Raw genomic sequence first — 25,101 nt, 5'->3', positions numbered from 1 at the left:
TGACAATCCCTTTGTTATGCTGTTCCTTCTTCAAGGTGGAATGTGCCCCAACGGCATCTGGAAGAGCGGTCGCTCGACAAGTACTTCGACTCGATCAGGGATCTCCCCCTCCTGACCGCGGAAGAGGAGCGCATCAACGGCAGGTTGTGGCAGAACGACCGCAACCCGGAAGGCCTTCGCATGCTGGTGGAGGGCAACCTCCGCTTCGTGGTGAAGGAGGCCCGCAAGTTCCAGGGCATGGGCCTGGACCTGCTGGACCTCATCTCCGAGGGGAACCTGGGCCTCATCGAGGCCGCCAAGCGCTTCGATCCCGAGCGGGAGAACAAGTTCCTCACCTACGCGTCCTGGTGGGTGCGCCAGGCCATCTTCCACGCCTTGGCCGAGCACGGCAGCAAGATCCGCCTGCCCCAGAAGGTCGCCGGGCACCTGGTGCAGCTCAACCGCATCACCCACCGCCTGGGCCAGGACCTGGGCCGCACGCCCACCGTGGCCGACATCGTGGCCCACAGCAACTTCTCCTCGGAAGAGGTGGAGCGCCTCCAGCTCCTGCAGCAGACCACCTCCACCGTCAGCACCGAACAGGGCATGGGCGAGTCGGACCTCACCCTGGGCGACAGCCTTGAACAGACCATCGAGCCCAGCGCCATGGAAACCCTGGACCAGGAGTCGTTCCAGGACCAGGTTCGGCTCAGCCTGGGCCTGCTCAACGAGAAGGAGCGCCGCATCATCGCGCTGCACTTCGGCCTGGACGGCTCGGACCCCATGACCCTCGAGCGCATCGGGCAATCCTTCGAGCCCCCCATCAGCCGGGAGCGGGTGCGCCAGATCGAGGAGCGCGCCTTCATGAAGATCCGCGAGCGCAGGCGCGTCCTCCTCGGGCAGTTCCTGAAGGGAGACCGTTCGTGAAAGGCGTTGAAGTCTGCCCGCTGTGCGACGGGCGGCGGGTGATTCTCGATCCGGATCCCATGAAGCCGGCCCGGCCGTGCACGTGCGCGGCCCCGGCCGCGGCCCAGCGCGCGGTGCACGGCATCCCCGGCCGGTACCGGGAGGCCACCTTCGAGTCCTTCTGGGAGTGGTGGAAGATCCAGCACCCGCGCGAGAAGCTCGCCGGCGCCCTGGCCCAGGTCAACCAGCTGCTCGAAAACGCCGAGATCCGCGCCACGCTCTCCGAGGACCTGCGCAGCAAGCTCGACCTCATCGTCCACAAGTGCGGGGCCAAGGTCGGCACCGACGGCGAGCTGGGCTGGCGCGACGTGAAGCCCGCCCAGGAGCCCTGGGGCTACCGGTCGCTTTTCAACTGGGCGCGAAGCGACCGGGATCCCTCGGACTTCTGGTGGCTCGACGGACCTCCGGGCTCCGGGCGTAGCACCCTGGCCGCGGCCGCGCTCCGGGCCTGCGGCGAGCGCACCCGCGGCGGGGGCCTGTTCGTGCCGGTGCGCTCCTTCACCCTGGAACTGCGCGACACCTACTACGACAGCCGCAGCTTCACCAACACCGACTTCATCAGCGAGCGCGACCGCATGGCGCCCCTGCTGGAGGCGCCCATCCTCGTCCTGGACGACTTCGACCGCATGGACGGCGACATCCGCGTGGTGCGCGCCATGGCCCAGCTCCTGGACCACCGCTACGGCGAGCAGCTCCCCACCCTCATCACCGCGAGCCGGTGGACCGAGACCCTCCAGAACGGCGACCGGGACACCTACCCGCTGCTGCGCCTGGACGACCCCAGCCTCTTCAGGCGCCTGGCGTCGGCCAAGCGGGTCGTCCTGCGCCCCACCCTGGAGCGACTCCTGGAAACCCTGAATGGGTAGGAAGCTCCTCCGCGCACTCCTGCTCCTTCACCTGCGCCGCCCCGCGGGGCTCTGGGTGGCCCTGGGCGTCCTGACCCTGGTCCTGGGCCTGGGCGCGCTGCGGGTGGAGCGCAGGCTCGACCTCATGAGCCTCCTGCCCACGGACAACCCCGTGGTGCGCGCCAGCATCGAGGCCGGGGTGGGCCAGCAGGAGCTGCTCTGGCTCGCCGCCGAAGGCGGCCCGGGGGACCTGGAGGCGCGGCAGGCCTGGGCCGAGCGCCTCGTGGAGAACCTCCTCACGGACGAAGGCGTGCCCCTCAACGGCATGAGCGGGGAGGGACGCATCTCGCCCCCCGTGCCGGTGCCCGAGGCCCAGGGCGTCTCCCTGTGGCCGCCCCTCCTGGCCGCGGGCAGCTTCCTGGACGGCGACGCCGCCGTGGGGCGCCTGGTCACCGAGCAGTTCTACGCCCTGGCTCCCATGCTCCTGGGGGACCGCCTGGCGCCGCTCACGGAACCCGCTGAGCTCCAGCGGCGCCTGCGGGCCACGGCCAAGGCCCTGGCCTCGCCGGACCCGGCCAAGGCCAAGCTGGCCCAGCTCGACCCCCTCCAGCTCAGCCAGTTCGTCACCGACACGGACGAGACGCGCCTCCGGGTCACCCAGGGCGCCCGGGCCTTCCCCATGAAACTGCGCACCGGCTACCTGGAAACGCGGGACGGCCGGTTCGTCCTGGTGCCCCTGGTGCTCGACTTCCCCAGCGGGGACGCCCGGGCCACGGCGCGGGTCCTGCGATGGCTGGGGGACGGCGCCCGGGGGGCCCTGCCGGCCAAGGCCACCAGCTCCCAGGTCCGCGCGGCCCTGGCCGCGGGCCCGGACCGGACCTTCCCCCTGCAGGCCACCGGCGCCCACGCCATCGCGTACTGGGAATCCAACACCCTCACCCGGGAGGTCCTCCTCAGCCTGCTCCTGAGCTTCGTGCTCATCGGGGTGGTCTACTGGGTCGGCTTCCGAACCCTGGCGGGCTACGGCTTCGTGGTGATCCCGCTGCTGCTGGGCATGCTCTGGGCCCTGGGACTCACGGGCTGGATCCTGGGCAGGCTCAACCTCATGGCGGCGGCCTTCGGCGCCGTGCTCCTGGGCATCGGGGACGACGTGGGCATCCTGCTCTTCAGCCGCTACCGGGACGAGCGCCAGGAAGGCCGGTCCAAGGCCCTGAGCCTGCGGGCCGCCCTGCTGGGCACCGGGCCCGGGGTCGTCGCCGGGGCCCTGGCGACGTCCATGGCCTTCCTGGCCTGCGTGGCGGCGCCCTTTCCGGGTTTCCGGGACCTGGGCCTCACCGCCGGCCTGGGGCTCCTGGCCTGCATGGCCACGGGCTTCCTGGTGCTGCCCGCCCTGCTCCTGGCCCTGGACCGGGGCCATGGGACCTTCGCCCCCGCGCGGCACGCCCTGAAGCACACCGCCCCCATCCGCCCCTGGAAGCCCGCCGCGGCCCTGGTCCTGCTGCTCCTGGGCGCATGGGGGATCCGTTCCATGAAGTGGGAGGAGGACCTGCGCCGCTTCCGGCAGCAGGGCAACCCGGCCCTCGTCCTCCAGGAGAGCCTCGGCCATGCCCTGGGCGCAGGCCTCCAGCCCCTGGCCGTGCAGCTTCCCCTGGACGACCCCGCGCGCCTGCCCCAGCTGTGGAACGCCGTGGTCGTGCCCCTGCGCCGGGAAGGCCTGCCCATGCCCGAGTGGAAAGTGCCCTCGCCCGAGCTCAGGCGCATCCTGGGCTCGGACACCTGGTACCGGAAGGTACTGGAGGAGGCCGCCGCCGCGGGCCTGGACCCGGTGGCCCTGGAGCGCAGCCTCGCGGCCCTGCGCGCCAGCGTGGAGAACCCCCTCAACGTGCCCCGGAGCATCCAGGCCCTCATGCCCCCCGTGAAGACCCCCGTGCGCCGGGAGCCCCTGCGCCTCTTCGGATGGCACGCCGGATCCCCGGCGCCGCAGGCCTCCCGCTCCGAGACCTTCACCCTGCCCCTGCGGCTTTCCGAGGGCGCCCAGGAACGCATCGAGCCCGAGGTGGAAGCCGCGGGCGGACGGATGGTGGGCACGCGCCCGCTCTTCCGCGCCATCAAGGCCGTGGCCCGGGATGCCCTGCGCCAGGTGATCCTCCTGGCCCTGGCCGCGGTGCTGGCCGTGGTGGCCATCTTCGGCCGGCGCCTGCGCTTCCTGGCCCTGGCCCTGGTGCCCCTGGGCGCGAGCCAGGTGGGGGCCCTGGGCGTCCTGGGCTGGACGGGCGAACCTCTCACCTTCCTGTCGCTGGTGGCCATCCCCATCGCCCTGGGCGTCAGCGTGGACACCGCCATGAACCTCCTCCACCGGGCCCGCCTGGAACCCCATGCCGCCGCCCGGGTGGCCCGGGTCAACGCCGTGTGCGCCGGCACCACCCTGGCCGGCTTCGGGGGCCTGGTCTTCAGCGGCTACCGCGGCCTGCGGGGCCTGGGACTGGCCGCCCTGGGCGGCGTGGCCCTGGCCCTCCTGGCCACCCAGTGGATCCTCCCCTGGGTCCTGGCGCGGTGGCCCCTGCACCGGAGCGAACCGTGACCGACCTCAAGGCCCTCGTGGAGGCCCGCCTGGCCCAGGGACCCCTTCCCGCCGCCGAGGCCATGGCCCTGGCCCTCTACCATCCGGACTTCGGCTACTACCGGCGGACCCAGGGCCCCTGGGGCTTCGAGGGCGCCGACTACTACACGGCCCTGGACCTGGGCCCCCTGCTGGGCGAGGCCATCGCCGCGCGCCTGGAGCGCGCCTGGGAGCGCCTGGGACGGCCCGACCCCTTCGTCGTGCTGGAACCCGGCGCCGGCCGGGGCTGGCTGGGCCGGGACCTGCTCCAGGCCGCCCGCGGCCCCTTCGGCGAAGCCCTGCGCTACCTGCACCGGGACGACAACCCCGCCGCCGGCGCCGCGGCCCGGGCCGCGCTGGCCCCCCACCTGGAATCCGGCCGGGCCCGCATCGTCGCCCAGGGAGAGCCCCTGCGGCCCTTCCGGGGGGCCGTCCTCTCCAACGAGCTCTTCGACGCCCTGCCGGCCCAGCCCTACCGCTGGGACGGGGAGCGGTGGAGCTACGAGGCCCTGACCGCCCAGGGCCAGGCGTGGCTGCCGGCGGAGCCCTGCGAAGCCCTCGACTGGTTCGCCTCCCAGGCCGAGGGCGGCCTGGAGGCCGGCGACGGCGCCCCCTGGTGCCAGGACCTGCCGGACCTGGTGGGGGACCTGGCCGGGAGCCTGGAGGCGGGCCTCTTCCTGGCCGTGGACTACGGCCACAGCACCAGCCGCGTCCTGGACAAGGGCTCCGACCTGCGCCGCTTCAAGGGCCACAAGGTGGACGGCGCCTGGTGGGAGGACATGGGGGAGGCCGACCTCACCGCCGACGTGGACTTCACCCGCCTCCAGGCGCTCCTGGAGCGCGCGGGGCTGCGGGACGCGGGCCACGTGAGCCTCAGCGCCTGGATCCGGGAGCACGCGCCCCTGGCGGCCTGGGAGGAGGCGTGGCAGAGCCTGGACCCGGTGGCCCGGGCCCGGCGCATGGAGAACCTCCTGCAGCTCACCCTGCCCAACCTCATGGGCGAGCGGTTCCGGGTGCTGGAGGCCTGGAGGCATTGTGATTGAGGACCGGGTGTCCGGACGCCGGGGGGGGATAGAATGGGGTCCCCACCTGTGCCAAGGAGTCCCATGTCCATCCGCAACCACCTCACCCTGGGCCTCGTTCCGATCCTGGCCCTCGCCACGACGCCGCTTCGGCCGGAACAGCCCATGACCCCCACCCTCAAGGCCCTCACCGCCCCCTGGACGGGTCCCTTCGGCGGCGTTCCGCCCTGGGACCAGGTCAAGCCCGCGGACTTCTCCGCCGCCTTCGACCTGGCCATGGCCGACCAGCGCAAGGCCATCAAGGCCATCGTGGACAACCCCGCCGCCCCCACGTTCGAGAACACCATCGTGGCCATGGAGCGCTCCAGCCGGATGCTGGACCGGGTCAACATCCTTTCCGGCGTGCACTTCAGCACCCTTAAGTTGGGCGACGTGCCCCGCATCGAGGCCGAGATCAATCCGCGGCTCGCGGCCTTCGCCGACGAGATCATCCAGAACGCCGGGCTCTTCAAGCGCATCGACGCTGTCTACCAGGGCCTGGGCACCTCGGCCCTCACCCCCGAGCAGAAGCGCCTGACCTGGCTCTATCGCACCAATTTCGTGCGCGCCGGCGCCCTGCTCACCCCCGAACAGAAGAAGCGCATCCAGGAGATCAACCAGGAGCTGGCCGTCCTCAACACGAAGTTCGCCCAGAACGTGGTGGCCGAGGAGAGCGGGCTCTGCACCGTCATCGACTCGGAGGCCGGCCTCGCGGGGCTTTCCGCCGACTACAAGGCCGGCGCCGCCCGCGCCGCCGAAGCCAGGGGCCTCAAGGGCAAGTGGGTGATCGCCAACACCCGCTCGGCCATGGAGCCGTTCCTCGCCTACGCCGAGAACCGCGCCCTGCGCGAGAAGGTCTGGCGCACCTACGTGAACCGCGGCGACAACAACGACGCCCGGGACAACAAGGCCGCCATCTCCCGCATCCTCCAGCTGCGCTACGAGCGCGCCCGGATCCTGGGCTACAAGAGCCACGCCCACTGGTCCGTGGAGCTGTCCATGGCCAAGACCCCCGAACGGGCCGTGGCCCTCATGGAGGCCGTGTGGAAGCCCGGCGTGACCCAGGTGAAGGCCGACGTGGCCGAAATGCAGGCCATCATCGCCAAGGAGGGCGGGAACTTCAAGCTGGCCGCCTGGGACTACCGCTTTTACGCCGAGAAGCTCCGCAAGGCCAAGTACGACCTCGATCTCAACGAGGTGCTGCCCTACATGCAGCTCGACAAGCTCCGCGAAGGCATGTTCTGGGCCGCGGGCAAGTGCTACGGCCTGTACTTCACCCCCGTCCAGGGTCTGCCCATGCAGCACCCGGACGTGAAGGTGTGGGAGGTCAAGGACGCCAAGGGGGCCCACGTGGCTCTGTGGTACTTCGATCCCTTCGCCCGGGCCGGGAAGTCCTCCGGGGCCTGGATGAACGAGTACCGCACCCAGCAGCGCTACGACGGTGAGATCACCCCCATCGTCAGCAACAACTCCAACTTCACCAAGGGCGCCCCCGGCGAGCCCGTCCTCATCTCCTTCGACGACGCCCAGACCATGTTCCACGAGTTCGGCCACGCCCTGCACGGCATGCTGAGCAACGCCACCTATCCCGGCGTGGCCGGCACCAACACGGCCCGGGACTTCGTGGAATTCCCTTCCCAGATCAACGAGCACTTCTTCCTGACGCCGGAGATCCTCAACGCCTATGCCGTGCACTACAAGACCGGCAAGCCCATCCCCCAGGGGCTGGTGGACCGCATCAAGAAGGCCGCCAAGTTCAACGAAGGCTTCCTGACCATGGAATTCCTGGCTTCGGCCGTCATCGACATGAAGTTCCACCTGGCCGGGGCCGGGCCCATCGACCCCGCGAAGTTCGAGAAGGAGGAGCTGGCCCGGCTCGGCATGCCCGAAGAGATCGTCATGCGCCACCGGCCCACCCAGTTCAACCACATCTTCTCCTCGGACGGGTACTCCGCCGGCTACTACGCCTACCTCTGGGCCGACGCCCTCACGGCCGACGCCTGGGAGGCCTTCATGGAGGGCAAGGGCCCCTGGGATCCCGCCGTGGCCGCGCGCCTGAAGGCCACCGTGCTGTCCGTGGGCAACACCGTGGACCCCTCGGACGCCTTCCGGAATTTCCGGGGCCGGGACGTCAATACGGACGCCCTCATGCGCAAGCGGGGCTTCATGAAGTGACTTTTCCCTTGCAGTTCAAGGGAATGGATGACATTCTATTGGGCCTTGTCTTGGGCTCCCCAAGTGCGCCGGCTTTTCCGGGCGCCGCCCAAGCCTCCTTCGCGAGGACGTCATGTACGCAGTGATCCAGACCGGTGGCAAGCAGTATCGGGTTTCCGAGGGGGACATCCTCCGCGTGGAACTGCTCGAAAAGGACCTCAAGGAAGCCGTGGTCTTCGACCGCGTCCTCCTGGTGGACAACGGCGGCGAGCTGAAGGTGGGCAAGCCCACCGTCGAAGGCGCCACCGTCTCGGCGGAGGTCATCTGCCACGACCGCGCCAAGAAGGTTCTCATCTTCAAGAAGAAGCGCACCACGACCTACCAGCGCACCAAGGGCCACCGCCAGGGGTACACGGAAGTTCGCATCAAGGGCATCCAGGCTTAGGCCCGGTAAGAGAAGAGAGGTTCTGTCATGGCACATAAAAAAGGTGTAGGTTCCAGCCGCAACGGTCGCGATTCCAATGCCCAGCGCCTCGGCGTGAAGGCTTTCGGGGGCCAGCTCGTCACCGCCGGCTCCATCATCGTCCGCCAGCGCGGCACCCGCTTCAAGATGGGCGTCAACGTGGGCATGGGCACCGACCATACCCTGTTCGCCAAGATCGAGGGCAAGGTCCGGTTCCAGGATAAGGGCCAGCACGGCCGCTTCATCCACATCGACCCCGTCGAGGCCTGATCCCAGGCTGACCCCGGTGAGCGCGCGGCCCTGGGAAAAGGGGCTGTGCGCTCATCGTTTTGCAGGCTAAACCATGTTCCTTGACCATCTGACGCTGCACCTGGAGGCTGGCCACGGCGGCGCCGGCGCATCCTCCTTCCGCCGGGAGAAGTTCGCCGAACTGGGCGGGCCCGACGGCGGCAACGGCGGGCTGGGCGGGTCCATCCGCATCCGGGCCGTCAAGACCCTCAACACCCTGAACCCCTACCGCAACCAGCGCACCTTCCTGGCCGGGCGCGGCGGCAACGGCGCCGGCGGACTCTGTTCGGGCACCGACGGGGCCGACATCGTCCTGGACGTGCCGCTGGGCACCGTCATCAAGGACGCCCAGAGCGGCGAGGTCCTGGCCGAGCTGCTCACCCAAGGCGAATCCGTCACCGTGGCCCGGGGCGGCCGCGGCGGTCTCGGGAACAACAATTTCAAGAGCTCCACCAACCGCACCCCCCGCCACGCCCAGCCCGGCGAGGAGGGCGAGGTGCGTGACGTGGACCTGGAGCTCAAGCTCATCGCCGACGTGGGCCTGGCGGGCCTGCCCAACGCCGGCAAGTCCACCCTGGTCAGCCGCGTGTCCGCGGCCCGCCCCAAGATCGCCAACTACCCCTTCACCACCCTGGAGCCCCAGCTCGGCGTGGTGGCGGTGGACGAGATCACCAGCTTCGTCATCGCCGACATCCCCGGCCTCATCGAGGGCGCCGCGGGCGGAGCGGGCCTGGGCGTGCAGTTCCTGCGCCACGTGGAGCGCACCCGCATGCTGCTCCACCTGGTGGACCTCGCGGATCCCATGCTGGAACCTGAGGAGGCCATCCGCATCATCGAGGGCGAGCTCAAGGCCTTCTCCCCGGTGCTGGCCGCCAAGCCCTGCTGGCTGGTGGGAACCAAGCTGGACGCCCTGCAGGATGACGACCGGCGCATCCGGTTCGAGGCCCTGTGCCGGGCCCGGGGACAGGAGCCGATCCTCCTCTCCGGCGTGACCGGCGAAGGCATCCGGGCCCTCGTGTTCAAGCTCGGCGCCGCCCTGACGGGGGCCTCGGGCTCATGAGGCGGGTGGGGCTCCTGGGAGGCACGTTCAACCCTCCCCACGCCGGACACCTGAAGCTGGCGGACCTCGCCATCCTGGCCCTGGACCTGGACGAACTGCGCCTGGTCCCCACCGGCCTCCCTCCCCACAAGCCCCGGCCGGCCGTGGACGGGGCCATGCGCCTGCGTCTCCTGCGCGACCTGCCCTACCCGGTGGAATCCCTGGAGGTGGACCGGAGCGGACCCAGCTTCACGGTGGACACCCTGGAGGCCCTGGCCGCCAGGGAGCCCGGAACCGCCTGGATCCTGGTGATGGGCAGCGACCAGTTGGCCGGATTCCACACCTGGAAGCGGCCCGAGCGGATCCTTGAGCTGGCCTCGCTGGCCGTGTCGCCCCGCCCGGGCTTCGAGGACGTCGCCGTGCCCGGGCTCCTGCGGGACCGGTTCCGGGCCCGCTGGTCCGGAATGCCCGGGGAGGTCGTCGAACTGCCCGGAACCGCGCTGGACCTTGCTTCCACCGGGCTCCGGGGGGAGCTGGCGAGGGGGGGCGCGCCCACCGAAATTCCACCGCAAGTTCTGGCTGTCATTTGCCGGGAAAACCAGTACCGTAATGTCTGTTTGGGAGAACGAATGACCCTAGAGCCTCGGCTCGCGAGTGTGGTGGAAGCTGCCCGCTCCAAGAAAGCCTTCCGGATCCGCCTTTTCGACGTCACCGGGATCGCCAGCTTCACCGACACCTTCGCGTTCATGTCCGGGTCCAGCGACCGCCAGAACCGCGCCATCGCCGACGCGGTGGAAGAGCAGCTGAAGGCCATCGGCGTCCGCCCCCTGTCCCGCGAGGGCGAACAGAACGGCAACTGGATCCTCCTGGACTACGGCGACATCATCGTCCACGTCATGGATGAGGACACGCGCGGGTTCTACAATCTGGAAGGCCTGTGGAAGGACGCGAGGGAGCTCGAGCTCCCCCCCGAGGTGCATCCCTCCATGCCGAATACCGAACACCGGGAGGGGTGAGCCATGCTCAATCAACACAGCGCATTCGACGCCATGCAGTCGCGTCTGCGCGTCGCGGCCGAACTCTACGGCCTCGAAGAGGCGCTCTTCAAGGTCTTCATCGCCCCCATCCGCTCGATCATCGTCAGCTGTCCCGTCCACATGGATGACGGCGCTTGGGAGGTCTTCACCGGATACCGCGTGCAGCACAACGTCGCCCGCGGCCCCGCCAAGGGCGGCATCCGCTACGACCCGCGCATCACGCTGGACGAGATCAAGGCCGGCGCGGCGTGGAACACCTGGAAGACCGCCGTGGTCGACGTGCCCTTCGGCGGCGGCAAGGGCGGCGTCATCTGCGATCCCACGAAGATGAGCGACGGCGAGCTGGAGCGGCTCACGCGGCGCTACATCGCCGAGATCATGGACCTGCTGGGGCCCGACCGGGACGTGCCCGGCATCGACATGGGCACCAACAGCCAGGTCATGGCGTGGGTCCTGGACACCTACACCATGCACACGCGCAAGACCGAGAACGCCGTGGTGACCGGCAAGCCCATCTCCCTGGGCGGCAGCCTCGGGCGCACCGAGGCCACGGGCCGCGGCATCCTCATCTCCGCCCGCGAGGCCATGCAGCGCCTGGGCAAGCCCCTGGCCGGGGCCACGCTGGCCGTGCAGGGCTTCGGCAACGTGGGCTCCCAGGCCGCGCGGCTCCTGCACGAGGCCGGCGCGCGCATGGTGGCGGTGTCGGACCTCAAGGGCGCCATCCGCAACGACCGCGGCATCGACACCCACGCCCTCCTCAAGTACCACGCCGAACACAAGACGGTGGTGGGCTTCAAGGGCGCCGAGCCCATGGACGCCAAGGATCTGCTCACCATGGCGGTGGACATCCTGGTGCCCGCGGCCACCGAGAACCAGATCACCGAGGACAACGCCGCCAAGGTGCGCGCCAAGGTCGTGGTGGAAGGCGCCAACGGCCCCACCTCCCCCGAGGCCGACCCCATCCTCCTGGACAACGGCGTCCTGGTGGTGCCCGACATCCTCGCCAACGTCGGCGGCGTGACCGTGAGCTACTTCGAGTGGGTGCAGAACCGCCTGGGCTTCTACTGGCGCGAGCGCGAAGTGAACGAGCGCCTGGTGGAGTACATGACCCACGCCTTCCAGGCCGTGTTCGCCACCACGGACAAGTTCAAGACGAATCCCCGCATCGGCGCCTACATCCTGGCCCTGGACCGGGTGAGCCAGGCCATGCATGCCCGGGGCTTCTACGCCTGAGCACCCCTGGCCAAGACAAAATAAATAGTTAATATTATGGGATGGTCGACCGTCCCCCCGTGGGTTCCCGGAACCCGCTGGGGATGCTGGCGGAGAAGACGCCTGTCTGCAATACGATGGCTCTGGCCTGCCTGGTGGCGGCGGCGCTCTTCCTGGTGGGGCTCAATAACCACGGGCTTTGGGATTATCATGAACCTTACGTAGGCGGGATCATCCGGGAGATGGCGGCCTCGCGGGACTGGATCGTCCCGACGCTCAACGGGGAGCCCTACCTCGAGAAGCCGCCCCTCCACTACCTGCTGGGCGTGGCCGCCACCGGGCTGGCCGGGACCTTCGAACCCTGGGCGCTGCGGCTGCCCAGTGCGCTGATGTCCATCGGCACCGTGGCCTGGGTCACCTGGCTGGGATGCCGGCTGCGATCCTGCCGGGCCGGGCTGTGGGGGGGACTCCTGGCGGCCACCCACGTGCTGTTCTTCCGCATGGGGCACCAGGCCGTGGTGGACGTGGCCCTCACGGCCGCCCTCACCGCGACCCTGGGCCTGGCGCTCCTGGCCCTGGCGGAGCCGGAGCGCGGGCTCTGGGTGGAGCTGTTCTGGGCCAGCCAGGGGCCCCTGTTCCTGGCCAAGGGCGTCATCGGCCCCGTCATGGCGCTCTGGGCCCTGGCGGTGCTGCTGGCCCTGGACCGGCGCGCGGTGCGGCGTTTCCTGCGCCCGGGCTGGGGCATGGCCGTGGGTCTGGCCCTGGCCCTGGCCTGGGTGGTGCCGCTGGCCCTGCGGGGGGGGCGCGTCTTCCTCGAGGAGGTGTTCCTGCGCAACACCCTGGGGCGCTTCCTGGAGCGGGCCGACCTGGTGCCACGCACGGGCCGGCTGGACGAGCACCGGGAATCGGTCCTGTTCTACCTGGGGCGCGCCCCGGGCAACCTCCTGCCGTGGCTGGCGCTGTGGTGCGCGGCCCTGGTGCCCCGGGGGTGGCGGGAGGTCCGGGACTGGGGCCTCCCGGCCATGGTCGCGGCCACTCTTGTGATGCTGACCGTTTCCTCGGAAAAGCGCATGGTCTACCTCCTGCCCATCCTGCCCCTGTCCTTCCTGAACACGGGGCTCTGGCTGGACCGCGCCCTGGACCACGCCCTGGACCGCGGCCCGGACCGCATGGCGAAGGCCGCGGCGTGGGTCACCCTGGTCCTGGTCCCGGTGCTGGGCGCGGGCATGCCCTGGGTGGTGGTGGCGCGGGTGGGCATGGACGGGAAGGAGGCCCTGGCGCTCAGCGCCCCGGCCCTCCTCCTGGGGGGCCTCTCCTGGACCTTGGCGGCCCGGGGCAAGCTGGAGGCGGCCCTGCGGTGGACCCTGGCGCAATGGGTGGCCACGCTCCTTCTCTTCATGGGGGTGGCCGTCCCCCATCTGGACCGGGAGTGGAAGCCCATCCTGGAGCCGTTCCTGGAGGCCCGGAGGCTGGAAGACCAGGGTGTCCGGGTGTTCCAGGGGCGCCTGGAGGAGACCCAGGTGGGCTACGCCAGCCTCACCTTCGGCCGGGTCCTGCCGCGCGTGGCGGACGCCGGGGCGGTGCGGGATGCCCTGGCCCGGGCCGAGCCGGTGGCCCTGCTCCTGGAGCCCCGGCACTTCTGGCGCGGGGAGCTGGGTTCCAGGGCGCCGGGGGCTACGGAGCTCCCCACGGAGGCCTCCCGCTCCCGCCGACTCCGGGACCGCACCCCGGTGCTGCTCCTGAACCACCGGGCCGTGGACCTGCTGGATCAGAAGATCCTGAAGAAGCCCACATACCCGTTGCAGGAGCGCACCCCCGGGAGGGTGCTCAGCAGCCCCACGCCCAGGTCCACGCGCACGGCGGTGAACCACCAGAAGCCCGGCAGGTCCCCGGCGATGGCCAGGCCCGTGACCTGGAAGGTGCGCTGATCGTCCAGGCTGCGGAGCCAGGCCTGGTCCAGGCCCACGGTGAGCCTCAGCCGGGGCCCGGAGGGCAGCACCATGGCGGCCTTGGCATAGGTGAGCCGGTCGGCCGCGATGGCGTTGTTCCGGATGCCGGCGATGCGCACGCTGCCGCCGGTGCCGCCCACATCCAGGGCCTGGAAGCGGTCGAAGCCCCGGCCTGCGCTGAACCCCGCCTCGCCGTGAAGCCAGGATCCCCGGCCCAGCTCATGGTCGTAGCCCACCGAGCCGCCCCACCTCGCGAAGCTGCCCTTCAGCTCCTGCAGTTGGCCGGGCAATCCGAAGACGCCTTCGGGCCGGCGCCCGTCGCCGTAGTTCCCCTTGAGCTGGAAGCCGCCGGCCATCCAGCTGAGTTCAGCCGTGGTTTCGCGGGTCCACCCAGAGGGGGGAAGGACGAAGCCCTCGGTCCAGTGCTGGTCCCGCCACGGGCGGGAATAGGCGTCGTGCCGCAGGTTCGCGCGCCCCTGCAGGCGGAAGCCCCAGCCCAGGTCGTGGCCCAGGGCCAGCAGGAGGTTGCCCGACCTGCGCCCCACGCCCTCCCCGTCCGCCAGATGCCCGTTGCGCACGGGGCGCTCGGTGCCCGGCAGGAAGCTGAAGGCCGTGCTTGCCGCGAAATCGAACCCCGCCCCCACGTTGGGTACCGAGATCTGCCCGGTGTTGAAGATCCCGGCGGTGAGACCCGAAACCTGGATCCCCTTGCCCCACGCGTCGAAATCGAAGTAGGCCAGGCCCGCCAGGGGGATCACGGGCAGGGGCAGGGTGGGATCGAAGAGGAGGATGCCGCCGATGAAGCGCCCCGAGGTGCGGGGCTTCTCCTCGATCTTCCGGGTCCCGTCCGCCTGGCGCGTGAAGTACCGCAACCCGTCTGGGGTGCCGCGCAGCATGGTTCCGTCGGAACGGCGCGCCCGGAGCCGGTGGTCCTCGAAGTCCGGGCCGTTCACGGTGAAGCCCGAGTAGGCCAGGGTGCGCCGGGCCTGGGTGACGGCGCCGCCGATGACCCAGCGCTCGAAGACGACCGCCCTGGAAAGGCGCCAGATGCCGGGGGCCGCCTCGCCGTAGGTGAGGGTCCGGGTCTCGGACTTCACCATGCCCGGCAGGCCGGAACGGGAGGAGCGCTCCTCCAGGATGCGCCCCGAGGCCTCCTCCACCAGGAGCGTGCCGGTGTGCAGGGTGGCGTCGCCGTCCGCGGGCTCGAAGCGGATGAGCCGCTGCCCGGGGCCCCCGGCGCCGCCGTCCCGGTAGCGGTACCGCTCCGTGAGGGTGAGCGCCGCCGGGGGCGCGAGGCTCGTGCGGCTTTCCACGATGGGCAGCTGGAGCCCGCCCTTGAGCCTGGCCCGGACGCCGTTGAGGAGCACCTCCTCCTGGAGCGTCTCCTCGGGCTCGCCGGCGGCCTGGAAGGAACGGAACCGGAAGCCCAGGTCCGTGCCCGGCCCCTGGGAGGCCTGGATGTGGAGATCCACGGCCAGGTCGGCCTCCTGGGTGCGGACGGCCAAGGCCTCCCGGAGCCGCTCGGCCCGCACCCGCGCCAGGAGCGCACCCACGTCGTAGGTGTCCCGATCGGTGACCTGCACCTCGTGGCGGCCCGCTGGGGCCTCCACCGGGGACCAGGCGTCCTGGGCGAAACGCCAGCGGCGTTCGGCGCCGGTCCTGGGGTTGCGCAGGAGGAGGGTGCCGGCCCCGCCCTCCACGTCCGTGAACCCGGCCGGCACCTCCAGGCGCGCCCCGGGCCCGCCGGGGGGGATCACGAGGTGGCCCCCGTCACCCAGGAGCTGGCCCAGGCGGGGGCCGGGATCGCTGGGGAGCCAGAGGGTCCAGGGCCGCCCCGGCATGAACTCCTGGGCCCGGGCCAGGCGTCCCGGCCAGGCCGCGGGGTCGGGTCCCAGGTCCCCGGGCAGGAGCGCGCCGCCCTGCACCGCGCCCCAGGCGGCCTCGTCCCAGAGGGGCTCCGCGCCGGCATCGAAGCCCAGGTAGAGGACCACCTCCGGCGCCTGGGCCTTCAGGGCCTGGCTGGCGGCCAGGAGCAGGGGTATGCGCCCGGCGCCCCGGGGCAGGAGGATGCGCACCGCGGAGGTCCCCCGGAGCGGTGCGACCCGGTTGGACCAGGCCAGGATCTTCTCCTGGACCTGGGCAGGGTTCCGCGAATCGCCAGGAACCCAGTCGGCCGCCGCCGCATCCCTGAGGTCGAGCAATCCAGGTACCGATTCGCCCACCCGGAGGGGAGCCTGTCCATGAAGCGCCATGCAACTGACGGCGACCATGCTGGTCCTGATGATCACGCGGCCTCCCGGGGTGGACATCCAGCCAGTGTAGCGGTTCCGGCCGCGGCCCATTAGCGGCTATCCTTTCCCAGGGCTGCCCATGCGATTCACCGTCAAGTTCACAACATCCGCCGGCGAGATCCTCGTGAGGGACTACGAGGGCGGCGACGCCGAGGAAGTGAAGGCCCGGATCATGGCCGAGGGGAACTTCCCCATGGACGTGCGCCGCACCCTGGGCGCCTTCCGGAGCCAGAAGGCGCTCAAGGCCGAGACCCTGATCCTCTTCAACCAGGAACTGCTGGCCCTGCTCAAGGCCGGCATCCCTCTCCTCCAGTCCCTGGAGCTGCTGGTGGGCCACGGCAAGGACCCCCTGCTCCGCAGCTCCCTGGAGCGCGTGGTGGAGCTGCTCAAGGAGGGCATGTCCTTTTCCGAATCCATGGAGCAGGTGGGCACCTTCCCGGCGGTGTACCGCGCCAACGTGGTCGCCGGCGAGCGCAGCGGCACCCTGCCCGAGGTCATCGCGCGGTGGCTGGCCTTCCAGTCCTTCGCGCAGAACAGCCGCCGGCGCATCATGGAGGCCCTCTTCTACCCCTCCTTCCTGGTGGGCGTGCTCATCATCGCCCTGGCCGTGATCTTCAACGTCGTCCTGCCCAAGTTCGCGGAGATCTACCAGGGCAGCGGCATCGAGATGCCCCAGGCCACCCAGGTGCTCCTGGACCTGGGCGAGTTCGTGCGCCGGACGATCTACGTCCAGGCGGCCCTCCTGGTCGCGCTGGCCTTCGGCATCCGGTGGATGTTCACGACCGACGCCGGCAAGCAGGTCTGGGAGCGGATCCTCCTGGCGCTGCCCAAGCTCGGCGTGCTGTACCGCATGTACCACTCCTCGGTGTTCACCCGCACCCTGGGCGTCCTCCTCTCGGGGGGCATGCCCGCCCTGCAGGCCCTGGAGGTGATCCAGCGCACCACCCCCAGCGAGCGCATGAAGAAGCGCCTTCGCAACGTCACCGAGCTGGTGCGCGCGGGCTCGTCCCTGCACACCGCCCTGGAGCAGTCGCAGCTCCTGGACCCCCTGGCCGTGGAGATGACCCGTGTGGGCGAGCAGTCCTCGGCCCTGCCCGAGATGCTCAACCACGTTTCGGACTTCTTCGACCAGGAGGTGGAGAAGGCCACGACCGCCGTCACCGCGCTCATCGGACCCGTCCTCATCCTCTTCATGGGCGTGACGGTGCTGGGGCTGCTCCTGGCGGTGTACATCCCGCTCTTCAACGCGGGCAGCACCGTACATTAGTCTGCTTCGGCGACAACGAAACGGGGCGGGATGGAGGGGCCCGGGCCTGCCAGATACCGGGCGCTCCAGTGGAACTATTCGTGCGCTTTGGCCTTCAGGGTCACCGGGTCGCCTTGGAAGTAGTTGCCGCGGATGATCAGGTCCGCCACCTCCAGACCCTCCTTGCAGTGCGCGGCCTCCGCCGCCCCGGCTTCGCCCTTGAGGGTGCCGTCGGCCAGGACCACCTGGTTCCGGCCGGTGTTCAGGAGGTTGCGGCCCATCATCCGGTCGCCCCAGACGCCGGCGTCCACGCCCAGAAGCGCCAGGAGCGTGGGCATGACGTCCACCTGGCCGGCATGAAGGGCGATCTCCCGGGGGGCCAGGCCCTTGGCGACAATCAGGAAGGGGAGCTTCCGGTCCGGCTCCTCCCACCAGGGCTGGAAATGGCTGGACGCATGGATCTCCTGCTTGCAGTACTTGTGCACGCCCTGATGGTCCCCGGTGACCACCACGACGGTCCGGTCCAGGAGCCCGGTGCGGCGGAGCCGGTCGAGGAAGATGCCCAGATGCTTGTCCGTGTAGTGGACGCTCTGGAAGTAGCCGCCCATGACCTCCCGGTCCAGGTCCGGGTCCAGGGGAAGCTCGCGCAGGTAGTCGGGGGGCTCGAAGGGGAGGTGGCTGGACTGGGTGACCATGAAGGTGTAGAAGGGCTCCTTCAGGCCGGAGATGATCGGGACGGACTGGGCCAGGTAGGAGGCGTCCGACAGGCCCATGCCGAAGGAATCCGAGCAGTCGAAGGCCGAACAGTCCAGGATGCGTTGGAAGCCCAGGTTCACGTGGCCCTGGCGGACGTTCCACAGGGAGCCCTTGTCGGGGTGGAGGGAAAGCGTGGCGTAGCCGGCCTGGCCGAGGATCCTGGGCAGGCTGGGGAGGGTGGCGTTGGGGTAGGCGCAGAAGGTCGGAAGGTTCCGGACGGGGTAGACCGAGGTGTTGGTCATGAGATCCGCGTCCGCGCTCACGCCCAGGCCGACCTGCTCGTGGTAGTCCGTGAAGCAGAGGCCCTGGCGCTTCAATGCGTTGAGCACGGGGGTCACGGGGACGCCGTTGACGGTCCGGTCGAGCATGAAGAACTCCAGGGACTCAACCTGGATGATGAGAAGGTTGCGGCCGGCCAGGGCCCCCTGAAGGGGGCCTGGGCCGCGTCGTTCGCGGTTGTCCCGCAGCCAGGCCCCGATGCGGGCCCGGCTGGATTCCGATAGCTCCACGAACGCGGGGCCCTGGCTTCGGGCGAAGGTGGCGAGGTCCAGGGCGTGGTAGCCCAGGGGCGTCATCATGATGGAGGTGGACACCGGATCGAAGATGCTGAAGGGTTCCCTGGCGGCCTTGGAGCCGATGACCCCCCACGCCACGGGCGCCACCAGGAAGAAGAGCCCCGTGAAGGCCCCGGCCTGCGCCAGGAAGCGCCGCCATCCGGTGGGCCCTTCCAGGGTCAGGAGGTGGCGCAGGGGCAGCAGAAGGGCCAGGTCCAGGAGGAGGAGCAGGTCCCCCGGGCGGATGAACGTGGCGACCTGGTCCAGGCTGATGGAGAGGTTCCGGTACACCGACAGGGTGCTGAAGGCCGGGAAGGTGCGGAAGGCACGGTAGTACCAGAGGTCCAGCGCCATCAGACCGGACAGGGCGAGGCTGAGGCCCACGAAGGCACGCAGCTTCCGGCGGCCGGGTGCCAGGTTCAGCAGCGACAGCGCGATGAGGAACACCAGCGAGTGGTAGACGGGCCTAAGCAAGGACCGGAAGATCTCGCTGCCCAGCTGGTGGAAGGAGACGTTCACCTGGTCGGAGTTGAACACCAAGCTGAAGAAAACCAGCATTTTCAGCCACAAGAGACCGAAAAGGACCCACTCCTGCCGGGTGGGCCGCAGGATCTTGCCGAAGGAGACCATGGTTGCTCCGGGCAGGCCGGGGCAGGGCGAAGCCAAGGGCTGCGCCGGGTGTGCCAGGCCTGGTTGAAAAATTAATTAATTGAACATGACAAGTGCGAAGACAGTCTTACGACACCTGTCGACCCACGAGGGTTGGACACGTTTGAATAATAATCAATTAATAATTTCAGGCAAGGGCTATCAGCGGTAATGCTGCCTAAGCCACTTGTTGGGATCCTGGGGCTGAGTGAGGTGCCGGATCTCGAAGCCCAGCCGGGGGCCGTCCACGGTCACGCCGACCGTGCCCAGGGTCTCCCCCTGCTTGAGGATCTGCCCCTTGGCGGCGGAAATCCCCCGCAGGTGCGTGTAGAGCGAGAAGAAGCCGCCCCCGTGGTCCAGGATCACCATCGGCCCGAAGCTCTGGTAGATGTCCGCGAAGACCACCTTCCCGTCGGCCACGGCGTTCACCTGGGCGCCGGCGGCGGCGGAGATGAGGAGGCCGCTCTGCATGGTCCGGGTGTGGAACCGCGGGTGCAGGTGCTCGCCGAAGCCCTGGGCCAGGGAGCCGGGGGTGGGCTGGGGAAGTTCCCCCCGCAGGCTCGCGAAGGCCACGGGGCTCTCGAAGGCGTCGGCCCGGGGCTTGCCCAGGAGCTGGGTGAGCATGCGCTCCAGTTGCAGGGCCTCCTCGGCGAGCTCGGCTTGCACCGCCTTCTGGCGCGACTCGTCCGAGCGCAGCCCGTCCAGGAAGGAACCCAGGCGCTCCTCGTTGAGGGTGAGGCTGGCCTGGAACCGCACCGCCTCCTCCTCCTCCCGGGTGAGCCGCTTCATGGCCTCCTGGATCTCCACCTCCCGGCGGGCCAGGTCGGTCTGGAGGTGCTGGATGCGGTCCAGGCGGATGCGCTCCTGGTTGCGCAGGTAGGTGAGGTAGCGCCCCTGGACGAGGTACTGCTCGAAGGTGGCGAAGCTCGCGAACAGGCCCAGGTCCCCCAGGGGACCCAGCGCCTGCATCCACCGCACCTCCTTGCGCAGCTCGTTGCGGCGCTGGCGGATCTCCAGGTTGATCTCCTCCTTCTTGCGGCTGATGGACTGCACCTCCATCTGCGCCTGGTCCCGCTTGAGCCGGGCCTGCTCGGCCTGGGCCCGCACCCGGTCGGCCTGCAGGGAGATGGCCTGCAGCTCCACCAGGACCCCCTTCCGCCGCTTCTTGAGGGCGGTGATCTGCTGGTCCACGGCCGTGAGCGCGGCCTGGATCTCCGTGAGCCGGCCCTTGACCTGGTTGAGGTCCTGGGGGGGCGGCAGGGTTTCCTGGGCCGCCAGCGCGGCGCCCAGGACGAAGGCGGCGGCTCGTCTCAAGCCTTGCTCCGCTTGGGGGACTTGCCCGGCAGGAGCAGCAGGAGCGCCGCGAGGGCGATGGGCAGGCCCAGGGTCAGGGGCAGGGCCTTCCAGGCGAAGGGATCCGAGGGCAGCTGGGTGCTGGGCAGGGCCCGTCCCAGGAAGGCCATGGTCTTCACGGCCGCCTTGGGCACGTCCAGGTCGCCCAGGAACTCGCCGCCCCAGGCCATGACGCGCCCCACCTCCTGGAGCCCGAAGGCGAGGATGACCGCCAGGCCCCGGTTGGACTTCAGCAGGCACCCCAGGGCGGCCGACCAAAGCAGCAGCTCCAGGCCCAGGAGCACGGCGTTGGTGTCGGCCAGCAGGATGCGGGGGGCCAGGGGATTGCCCAGGAGCCGGTAGCTGGCGGCGAGGATGGGCAGGATGGCGATCTGGCTCAGGACGAGGCCGTGAGCGAAGGCCAGCGGCGCGCCCAGGGTCAGCCCCTTGAACCGTTCGGGCCGGGATCCCGAGGCCAGCCACTCGCCCAGGGGGAAGATGCCGCCCAGCAGGATCACGGCGGGAACCACCGCGAAAAGGAACCGCCCCAGGATGTCCGCCGCCCAGGCCTTGGGATCGTCAATGAACCCCAGGGGGATGCCTGAGCCGAAGACCATCAGCTGGCCGTCGCCGTTGATGCCCTGGATGCCGCCCAGGACGAGCCCGGTCAGCAGCAGGCAGATGCTGGTCCAGACGATGCGCAGTCTTGAACTTCCGAAACGATCCATGCCTTCTCCTGGTTCTCCGGTCAATTGTACCGTGCCCCCGCGCGGGTGAGGATTCCGCTTTCCGGGGTACCGCCCTGGAGCTATGGTAGAGGCCCGTCCCCAGGAGACGCCATGAATGCCGATGCCCTCACCCGTGAAGCCCTGGCGGCCTTCGCCCAGTCCAAGCGCCAGGCCTTCGAAGCCGAGCTCCGAACCCTCGTGGAGATCCCTTCCGTTTCCAGCGACCCGGACCGGGCCGGCGACATCCGCCGCTGCGCCGAGGCCGCCGTGGACCTCTTCCGCCGCCACGGAGGGGAGGCGACCATCCTGGAAACCGAAGGCAACCCCCTGGTCCTGGGCCGCTACGACCTGGACCCGGCCCTGCCCACCCTCACGGTTTACAACCATATGGATGTCCAGCCCGCCAACGAGCCCGAGTGGACGACGGAGCCCTTCCGCATGGAGATCCAGGGCGACACCTACAAGGGGCGGGGCACCACCGACGACAAGGGACCGGCCCTGTCGGCCTTCTTCGGGGCCATGGCGGCCCGGGAGGCCGGGGTACCGCTGAACGTCCACTTCCTGTGGGAACTGGAGGAGGAGATCGGGTCCCCCAGCTTCCGGGGCGGCCTGGAGAAGCACAAGCACCTCCTGGGCACCCAGGCCATCGTGGTGAGCGACACCGTGTGGATCACCCGGGGCAAGCCCAGCACCCCGGCCGGCCTCCGGGGCCTCAAGGGCTTCCGGCTCACCCTGGAGACCGCCAGCCACGACCTGCACTCAGGGGTGGTGGGCGGCGCCGCCCGCAACCCCCTGGCCGAACTCATGAGCGTCGTGGCCGGCATGGTGGACGGCCACACCGGGAAGGTGAAGATCCCCCACTTCTATAAGAAGGTGGTCAAGCCCTCCCGGAAGGAGCTGAAGGAATGGGCCAACTCCGGCTTTTCCGTCGAGACCTTCAAGGCCGACCACGAGATCCACGGCCTGCGCACCGAGAACCCCCTGAAGGTCATGAAGCGCATCTGGGGCCGGCCCACCATGGAGGTCCACGGGGTGGTGGGGGGCTACACCGGCCCCGGCATCAAGTCCGCCGTGCCCCCCCGGGCCGAGGTGAAGATGAGCTGCCGGCTGGTGCCCGACATGGACGAGGCCTCCACCTTCGACCTGATCCGCAGGTACCTGGCTCACCACCACCCCGACGTGCAGCTCCACGAGGAGCACGGCCTGGCCCCCTTCAAGGGCCACGTCTCGGGACCCTACGCCGAGGCCGTGAAGGATGCCTACGCCTTCGCCTTCGGCGCCCCCTGCTGCTTCACCCGGGAGGGCGGCTCCATCGGGGCGGTCAAGACCATGGAGGACGTCCTGGGCTGCGAGGTCTACTTCCTCGGCCTGAGCCTGCCCTCCCATGGCTACCACGCCCCCAACGAGAACTACGACTGGGAACAGGCCTCCGGGGGGATCGCGGCCTTCGCGCGGTACTTCCAGGTGGTCAGCGGATTCTGAGGACCCCCCGGGCCCGGCCCATGGGAAACTCCTTCCCTGGGAGGTTTCTGCGTGAAGCTCGTCATCTGGGATTTCGACGGTACCTTGGCCGACACCCGGCCCATCATCGAGGCGGGCATGGACCATGCCCTCAAGCAGATGGGGCTGCCGGGGACCGTGCGCGAGGAGTGGCTCAAGTACGTCGGACTGCCCCTGGAGGAAGGGATCACCCGCACCTTCGGCCCCCTGGGGCGCGCCCTTGAGGAGGTCCTGCCCATCTACCGGTCCTTCAACTACACCGCCAACGAGCACCTGATCCGGGGTTTCGAGGGCATGTCCGAGCTCCTGGCCGAACTGCACCGCCGGGGCGTGAGGCAGGCCATCGCCTCCAGCAAGCGCACCGTGCCCCTGGTCCGGCAGGTGGAAACCCTGGGGTGGACCCCCTTCTTCGAGACGGTGGTGACCCCCGACGACGTGGCCCAGGCCAAGCCGGACCCCGAGAGCATCCACCTGATCCTGGAGCGCCTGGGGGTCGCCCCCGGGGACGCGGTCATGGTGGGCGACACCCCCTTCGACCTGGACATGGCGCGGCGGGCCGGGATCCGCAGCGTGGCCGTGGGCCATGGCTTCTACGGGGAGGAGGCCCTGGCGGCCTCGGGCCCCATGGCCTACGCCCCCGGCACGGCGGCCCTCCGGGACATCCTGTTGGCCTGGAGCGCGTCATGACCCTGACCCACCTTGACCCCGAAGGGCGCCCCGTCATGGTCGACGTGTCGGCCAAGGCCGCCACGAAGCGCCGCGCCGTGGCCGCGGGCTACCTGGCCCTGAGCCCCGAATGCGCCCAGGCGCTGGCGGAGGGGGGCGGCCCCAAGGGCGACCCCTGGACCGTGGCCCGCATCGGCGCCATCGGCGGGGCCAAGCGCACCGGGGACCTCATCCCCCTGGCGCACCCCCTGGTGCTGGACGCCGTGACCGTGGCCCACCACTGGGACCCGGAGCTCCGCCGGGCCTGGCTGCGCGTGGAGGTGGCCCTGGAAGGGCGCACGGGGGTGGAGATGGAGGCCCTCACCGGGGTCAGCCTGGGGCTCCTGGTGCTGTACGACATGCTCAAGGCCGTGAACCACCGCATGGAGGTAGGTCCGGTGCGGCTCCTCCTCAAGGAGGGGGGACGGCGGGGGCGGATCGTGGAGAGCTGGCCGGATTGTCCCTGGCAAGAATAATGCCGCCATTTTCCATCCCCCCGCGGGTTGGCACCGATCACATTGAAAACAAAGGATGATGTCACGCCTGTCCGGCGGCCCGTGGCGCAAACGGAATGCATTTTCGTTTGCCATGGGGAAGGGCGCTGGCTAGGATCAGAGTTCCGATTGTCCACCATGGGGTGATCCCCAGGAGGGTTGCTAGCGTCCCATCACCTGAATCCCGTTCCCGCATGAGGAGAACCCATGCGCAATGCCCTTATTGCACTCGCACTCGCCATCTCCGGAATGACCGGGAGCCTTCAGGCTTCCAGGACCGTAGCCTCCAGCCTCCACAAGGTCCGGAGGGGTGAGACCGCCGCGCGCATCGCGCGGGACAACGGCCTTTCCCTGGCCCAGCTTGAAGCCATCAACCCCGGGCTGGACCTGGACCGCCTCCTGGTGGGTTCCATGGTCAAGGTCAAGGGCAAGCCCGCCCTGGCCTCCCACCGGAAGGCGGGCGCGTCCGTGCCCTCCCTGCCGGCCACCCCCGCCCCCGGCCCCACCACCTTCACCCACCTGGAGCGGATCCTCCCCGCCACGGCCCGGGATCTCTCGGCCATGGCTCCCGTGGAGGAGAACCGTCCGGCCCTGGCCGGCATCAAGTCCGTCCTGCCTCCGGTGGACCCCGCCGACGCGGTGGTTCTCCCCGCTCCGGCCTTCACCCCCGCAGATCCGACCCGCCTGGACCTGCTCTGGCCGGTGGAGACCCGCACGGTCAGCTCCGCCTGGGGCCCCCGCATGCGTTCGAAGACCATCAAGGTGAAGGCCTCCCGGCGCCGCGTGAAGTACCGGGGCAGCCACAAGGGCGTCGACCTCAACGCCCCCACGGGCACCGACGTCTTCGCCGCCATGGATGGCCAGGTGGTCACCGTGGGCTCCATGAAGCGCGGATACGGCAACTTCGTGATCCTGGACCACGGCAACGGCGTCGTGACCGTGTATGGACACCACCGGCGGAACTTCGTGCGGGAGGGCGAGATCGTCCACCGGGGCCAGAAGATCGCCGAAGTGGGCCGCACCGGCAACGCCACCGGCCCCCACCTCCACTTCGAGCTGCGCCTCGACGGGAGCGTGATCAACCCCCTGCCGTACCTGAACGACGTGGAGGAGATCCCCGCCGAACAGATCGCCGAGAACCAGGCTGCGGTGGCTCCCAAGACAAGGCATTGATTTTTCCAGAACCTTGCGTCCGTTCGCAGCACCCCTGCCTGGAACGAGCATGTTTGGGTTTGCCATGTTAGGCTTGGCCTTT

Annotated in this window: 19 protein-coding genes; 16 read left to right on the top strand and 3 right to left on the bottom strand. The window is 69.8% G+C overall.

Annotated features, from left to right (window positions below; genetic code table 11):
• The first annotated feature begins 42 nt into the window (after positions 1-42).
• From ACZ5LB_RS14240 to ACZ5LB_RS14185, 12 genes are all read left to right on the top strand, one after another.
• Positions 43-906, top strand: a complete 864-nt coding sequence (locus ACZ5LB_RS14240) for a sigma-70 family RNA polymerase sigma factor (RefSeq protein ID WP_464602872.1) — start codon at positions 43-45, stop codon at positions 904-906.
• Entirely contained in the window at positions 903-1,811 is a 909-nt protein-coding gene (locus ACZ5LB_RS14235) for a P-loop NTPase family protein (protein WP_464602871.1), read from the top strand. The genes ACZ5LB_RS14240 and ACZ5LB_RS14235 overlap by 4 nt, the downstream gene beginning before the upstream one ends.
• Complete coding sequence (locus ACZ5LB_RS14230) at positions 1,804-4,371, top strand: MMPL family transporter (protein ID WP_464602870.1); 2,568 nt, start codon at positions 1,804-1,806, stop codon at positions 4,369-4,371. The genes ACZ5LB_RS14235 and ACZ5LB_RS14230 overlap by 8 nt, the downstream gene beginning before the upstream one ends.
• Positions 4,368-5,432 (top strand): SAM-dependent methyltransferase, encoded by a 1,065-nt coding sequence (locus tag ACZ5LB_RS14225; RefSeq protein ID WP_464602869.1) that lies wholly within the window; start codon positions 4,368-4,370, stop codon positions 5,430-5,432. Before ACZ5LB_RS14230 ends, ACZ5LB_RS14225 begins: the two co-directional genes overlap by 4 nt.
• Before the next feature lie 63 nt (positions 5,433-5,495).
• Complete coding sequence (locus ACZ5LB_RS14220) at positions 5,496-7,625, top strand: M3 family metallopeptidase (RefSeq protein ID WP_464602868.1); 2,130 nt, start codon at positions 5,496-5,498, stop codon at positions 7,623-7,625.
• Positions 7,626-7,737: 112 nt separating this feature from the next.
• Positions 7,738-8,049, top strand: coding sequence for a 50S ribosomal protein L21 (rplU, locus tag ACZ5LB_RS14215; protein ID WP_464602867.1), 312 nt, complete (start codon positions 7,738-7,740; stop codon positions 8,047-8,049).
• Positions 8,050-8,076: 27 nt separating this feature from the next.
• Positions 8,077-8,337, top strand: a complete 261-nt coding sequence (gene rpmA / locus ACZ5LB_RS14210) for a 50S ribosomal protein L27 (RefSeq protein ID WP_306598103.1) — start codon at positions 8,077-8,079, stop codon at positions 8,335-8,337.
• A gap of 73 nt (positions 8,338-8,410) precedes the next feature.
• Positions 8,411-9,415: a GTPase ObgE gene (gene obgE, locus ACZ5LB_RS14205; protein ID WP_464602866.1), complete on the top strand. Its 1,005-nt coding sequence runs from the start codon at positions 8,411-8,413 to the stop codon at positions 9,413-9,415.
• Positions 9,412-10,410 carry a ribosome silencing factor gene (rsfS, locus tag ACZ5LB_RS14200; RefSeq protein WP_464602865.1) on the top strand — a complete coding sequence of 333 codons (999 nt, stop codon included), beginning with the start codon at positions 9,412-9,414 and terminating at the stop codon, positions 10,408-10,410. The genes obgE and rsfS overlap by 4 nt, the downstream gene beginning before the upstream one ends.
• Positions 10,411-10,413: 3 nt before the next feature.
• Positions 10,414-11,664 (top strand): Glu/Leu/Phe/Val family dehydrogenase, encoded by a 1,251-nt coding sequence (locus ACZ5LB_RS14195; RefSeq protein ID WP_464602864.1) that lies wholly within the window; start codon positions 10,414-10,416, stop codon positions 11,662-11,664.
• A 41-nt stretch (positions 11,665-11,705) separates the two neighbouring features.
• Complete coding sequence (locus tag ACZ5LB_RS14190; protein WP_464602863.1) at positions 11,706-13,571, top strand: ArnT family glycosyltransferase; 1,866 nt, start codon at positions 11,706-11,708, stop codon at positions 13,569-13,571.
• A gap of 2,391 nt (positions 13,572-15,962) precedes the next feature.
• Complete coding sequence (locus ACZ5LB_RS14185) at positions 15,963-17,150, top strand: type II secretion system F family protein (protein WP_464602862.1); 1,188 nt, start codon at positions 15,963-15,965, stop codon at positions 17,148-17,150.
• A 74-nt stretch (positions 17,151-17,224) separates the two neighbouring features.
• Here the strand turns inward: ACZ5LB_RS14185 and ACZ5LB_RS14180 are convergent, their stop codons facing one another.
• From ACZ5LB_RS14180 to ACZ5LB_RS14170, 3 genes are all read right to left on the bottom strand, one after another.
• A complete protein-coding gene (locus ACZ5LB_RS14180) occupies positions 17,225-19,069 on the bottom strand; it encodes an LTA synthase family protein (RefSeq protein ID WP_464602861.1) in 1,845 nt (614 codons plus the stop codon).
• Between the two features lie 180 nt (positions 19,070-19,249).
• Positions 19,250-20,401 (bottom strand): murein hydrolase activator EnvC family protein, encoded by a 1,152-nt coding sequence (locus ACZ5LB_RS14175; RefSeq protein WP_464602860.1) that lies wholly within the window; start codon positions 20,399-20,401, stop codon positions 19,250-19,252.
• On the bottom strand, positions 20,398-21,147 hold the full coding sequence (locus ACZ5LB_RS14170; RefSeq protein WP_464602859.1) for a hypothetical protein: 750 nt from the start codon (positions 21,145-21,147) through the stop codon (positions 20,398-20,400). Before ACZ5LB_RS14170 ends, ACZ5LB_RS14175 begins: the two co-directional genes overlap by 4 nt.
• Positions 21,148-21,258: 111 nt before the next feature.
• On the opposite strand from ACZ5LB_RS14170, the gene ACZ5LB_RS14165 reads away from it, so the two are divergent.
• The 4 genes from ACZ5LB_RS14165 (at position 21,259) to ACZ5LB_RS14150 (ending at position 25,019) form a co-directional block, all read left to right on the top strand.
• Positions 21,259-22,629 (top strand): M20/M25/M40 family metallo-hydrolase, encoded by a 1,371-nt coding sequence (locus tag ACZ5LB_RS14165; protein WP_464602858.1) that lies wholly within the window; start codon positions 21,259-21,261, stop codon positions 22,627-22,629.
• Positions 22,630-22,680: 51 nt separating this feature from the next.
• A complete protein-coding gene (locus tag ACZ5LB_RS14160; protein WP_464602857.1) occupies positions 22,681-23,334 on the top strand; it encodes an HAD family hydrolase in 654 nt (217 codons plus the stop codon).
• Positions 23,331-23,828 carry a cyclic pyranopterin monophosphate synthase MoaC gene (moaC, locus tag ACZ5LB_RS14155; RefSeq protein WP_464602856.1) on the top strand — a complete coding sequence of 166 codons (498 nt, stop codon included), beginning with the start codon at positions 23,331-23,333 and terminating at the stop codon, positions 23,826-23,828. The genes ACZ5LB_RS14160 and moaC overlap by 4 nt, the downstream gene beginning before the upstream one ends.
• Before the next feature lie 225 nt (positions 23,829-24,053).
• Positions 24,054-25,019 (top strand): peptidoglycan DD-metalloendopeptidase family protein, encoded by a 966-nt coding sequence (locus ACZ5LB_RS14150; protein WP_464602855.1) that lies wholly within the window; start codon positions 24,054-24,056, stop codon positions 25,017-25,019.
• Positions 25,020-25,101 lie beyond the last annotated feature (82 nt).

It is taken from the genome of Mesoterricola sp. MK458, from assembly GCF_055384935.1.
The sequence above is the reverse complement of the archived record's forward strand: the minus strand, read 5'-3'. Positions and strand labels throughout refer to the sequence as shown.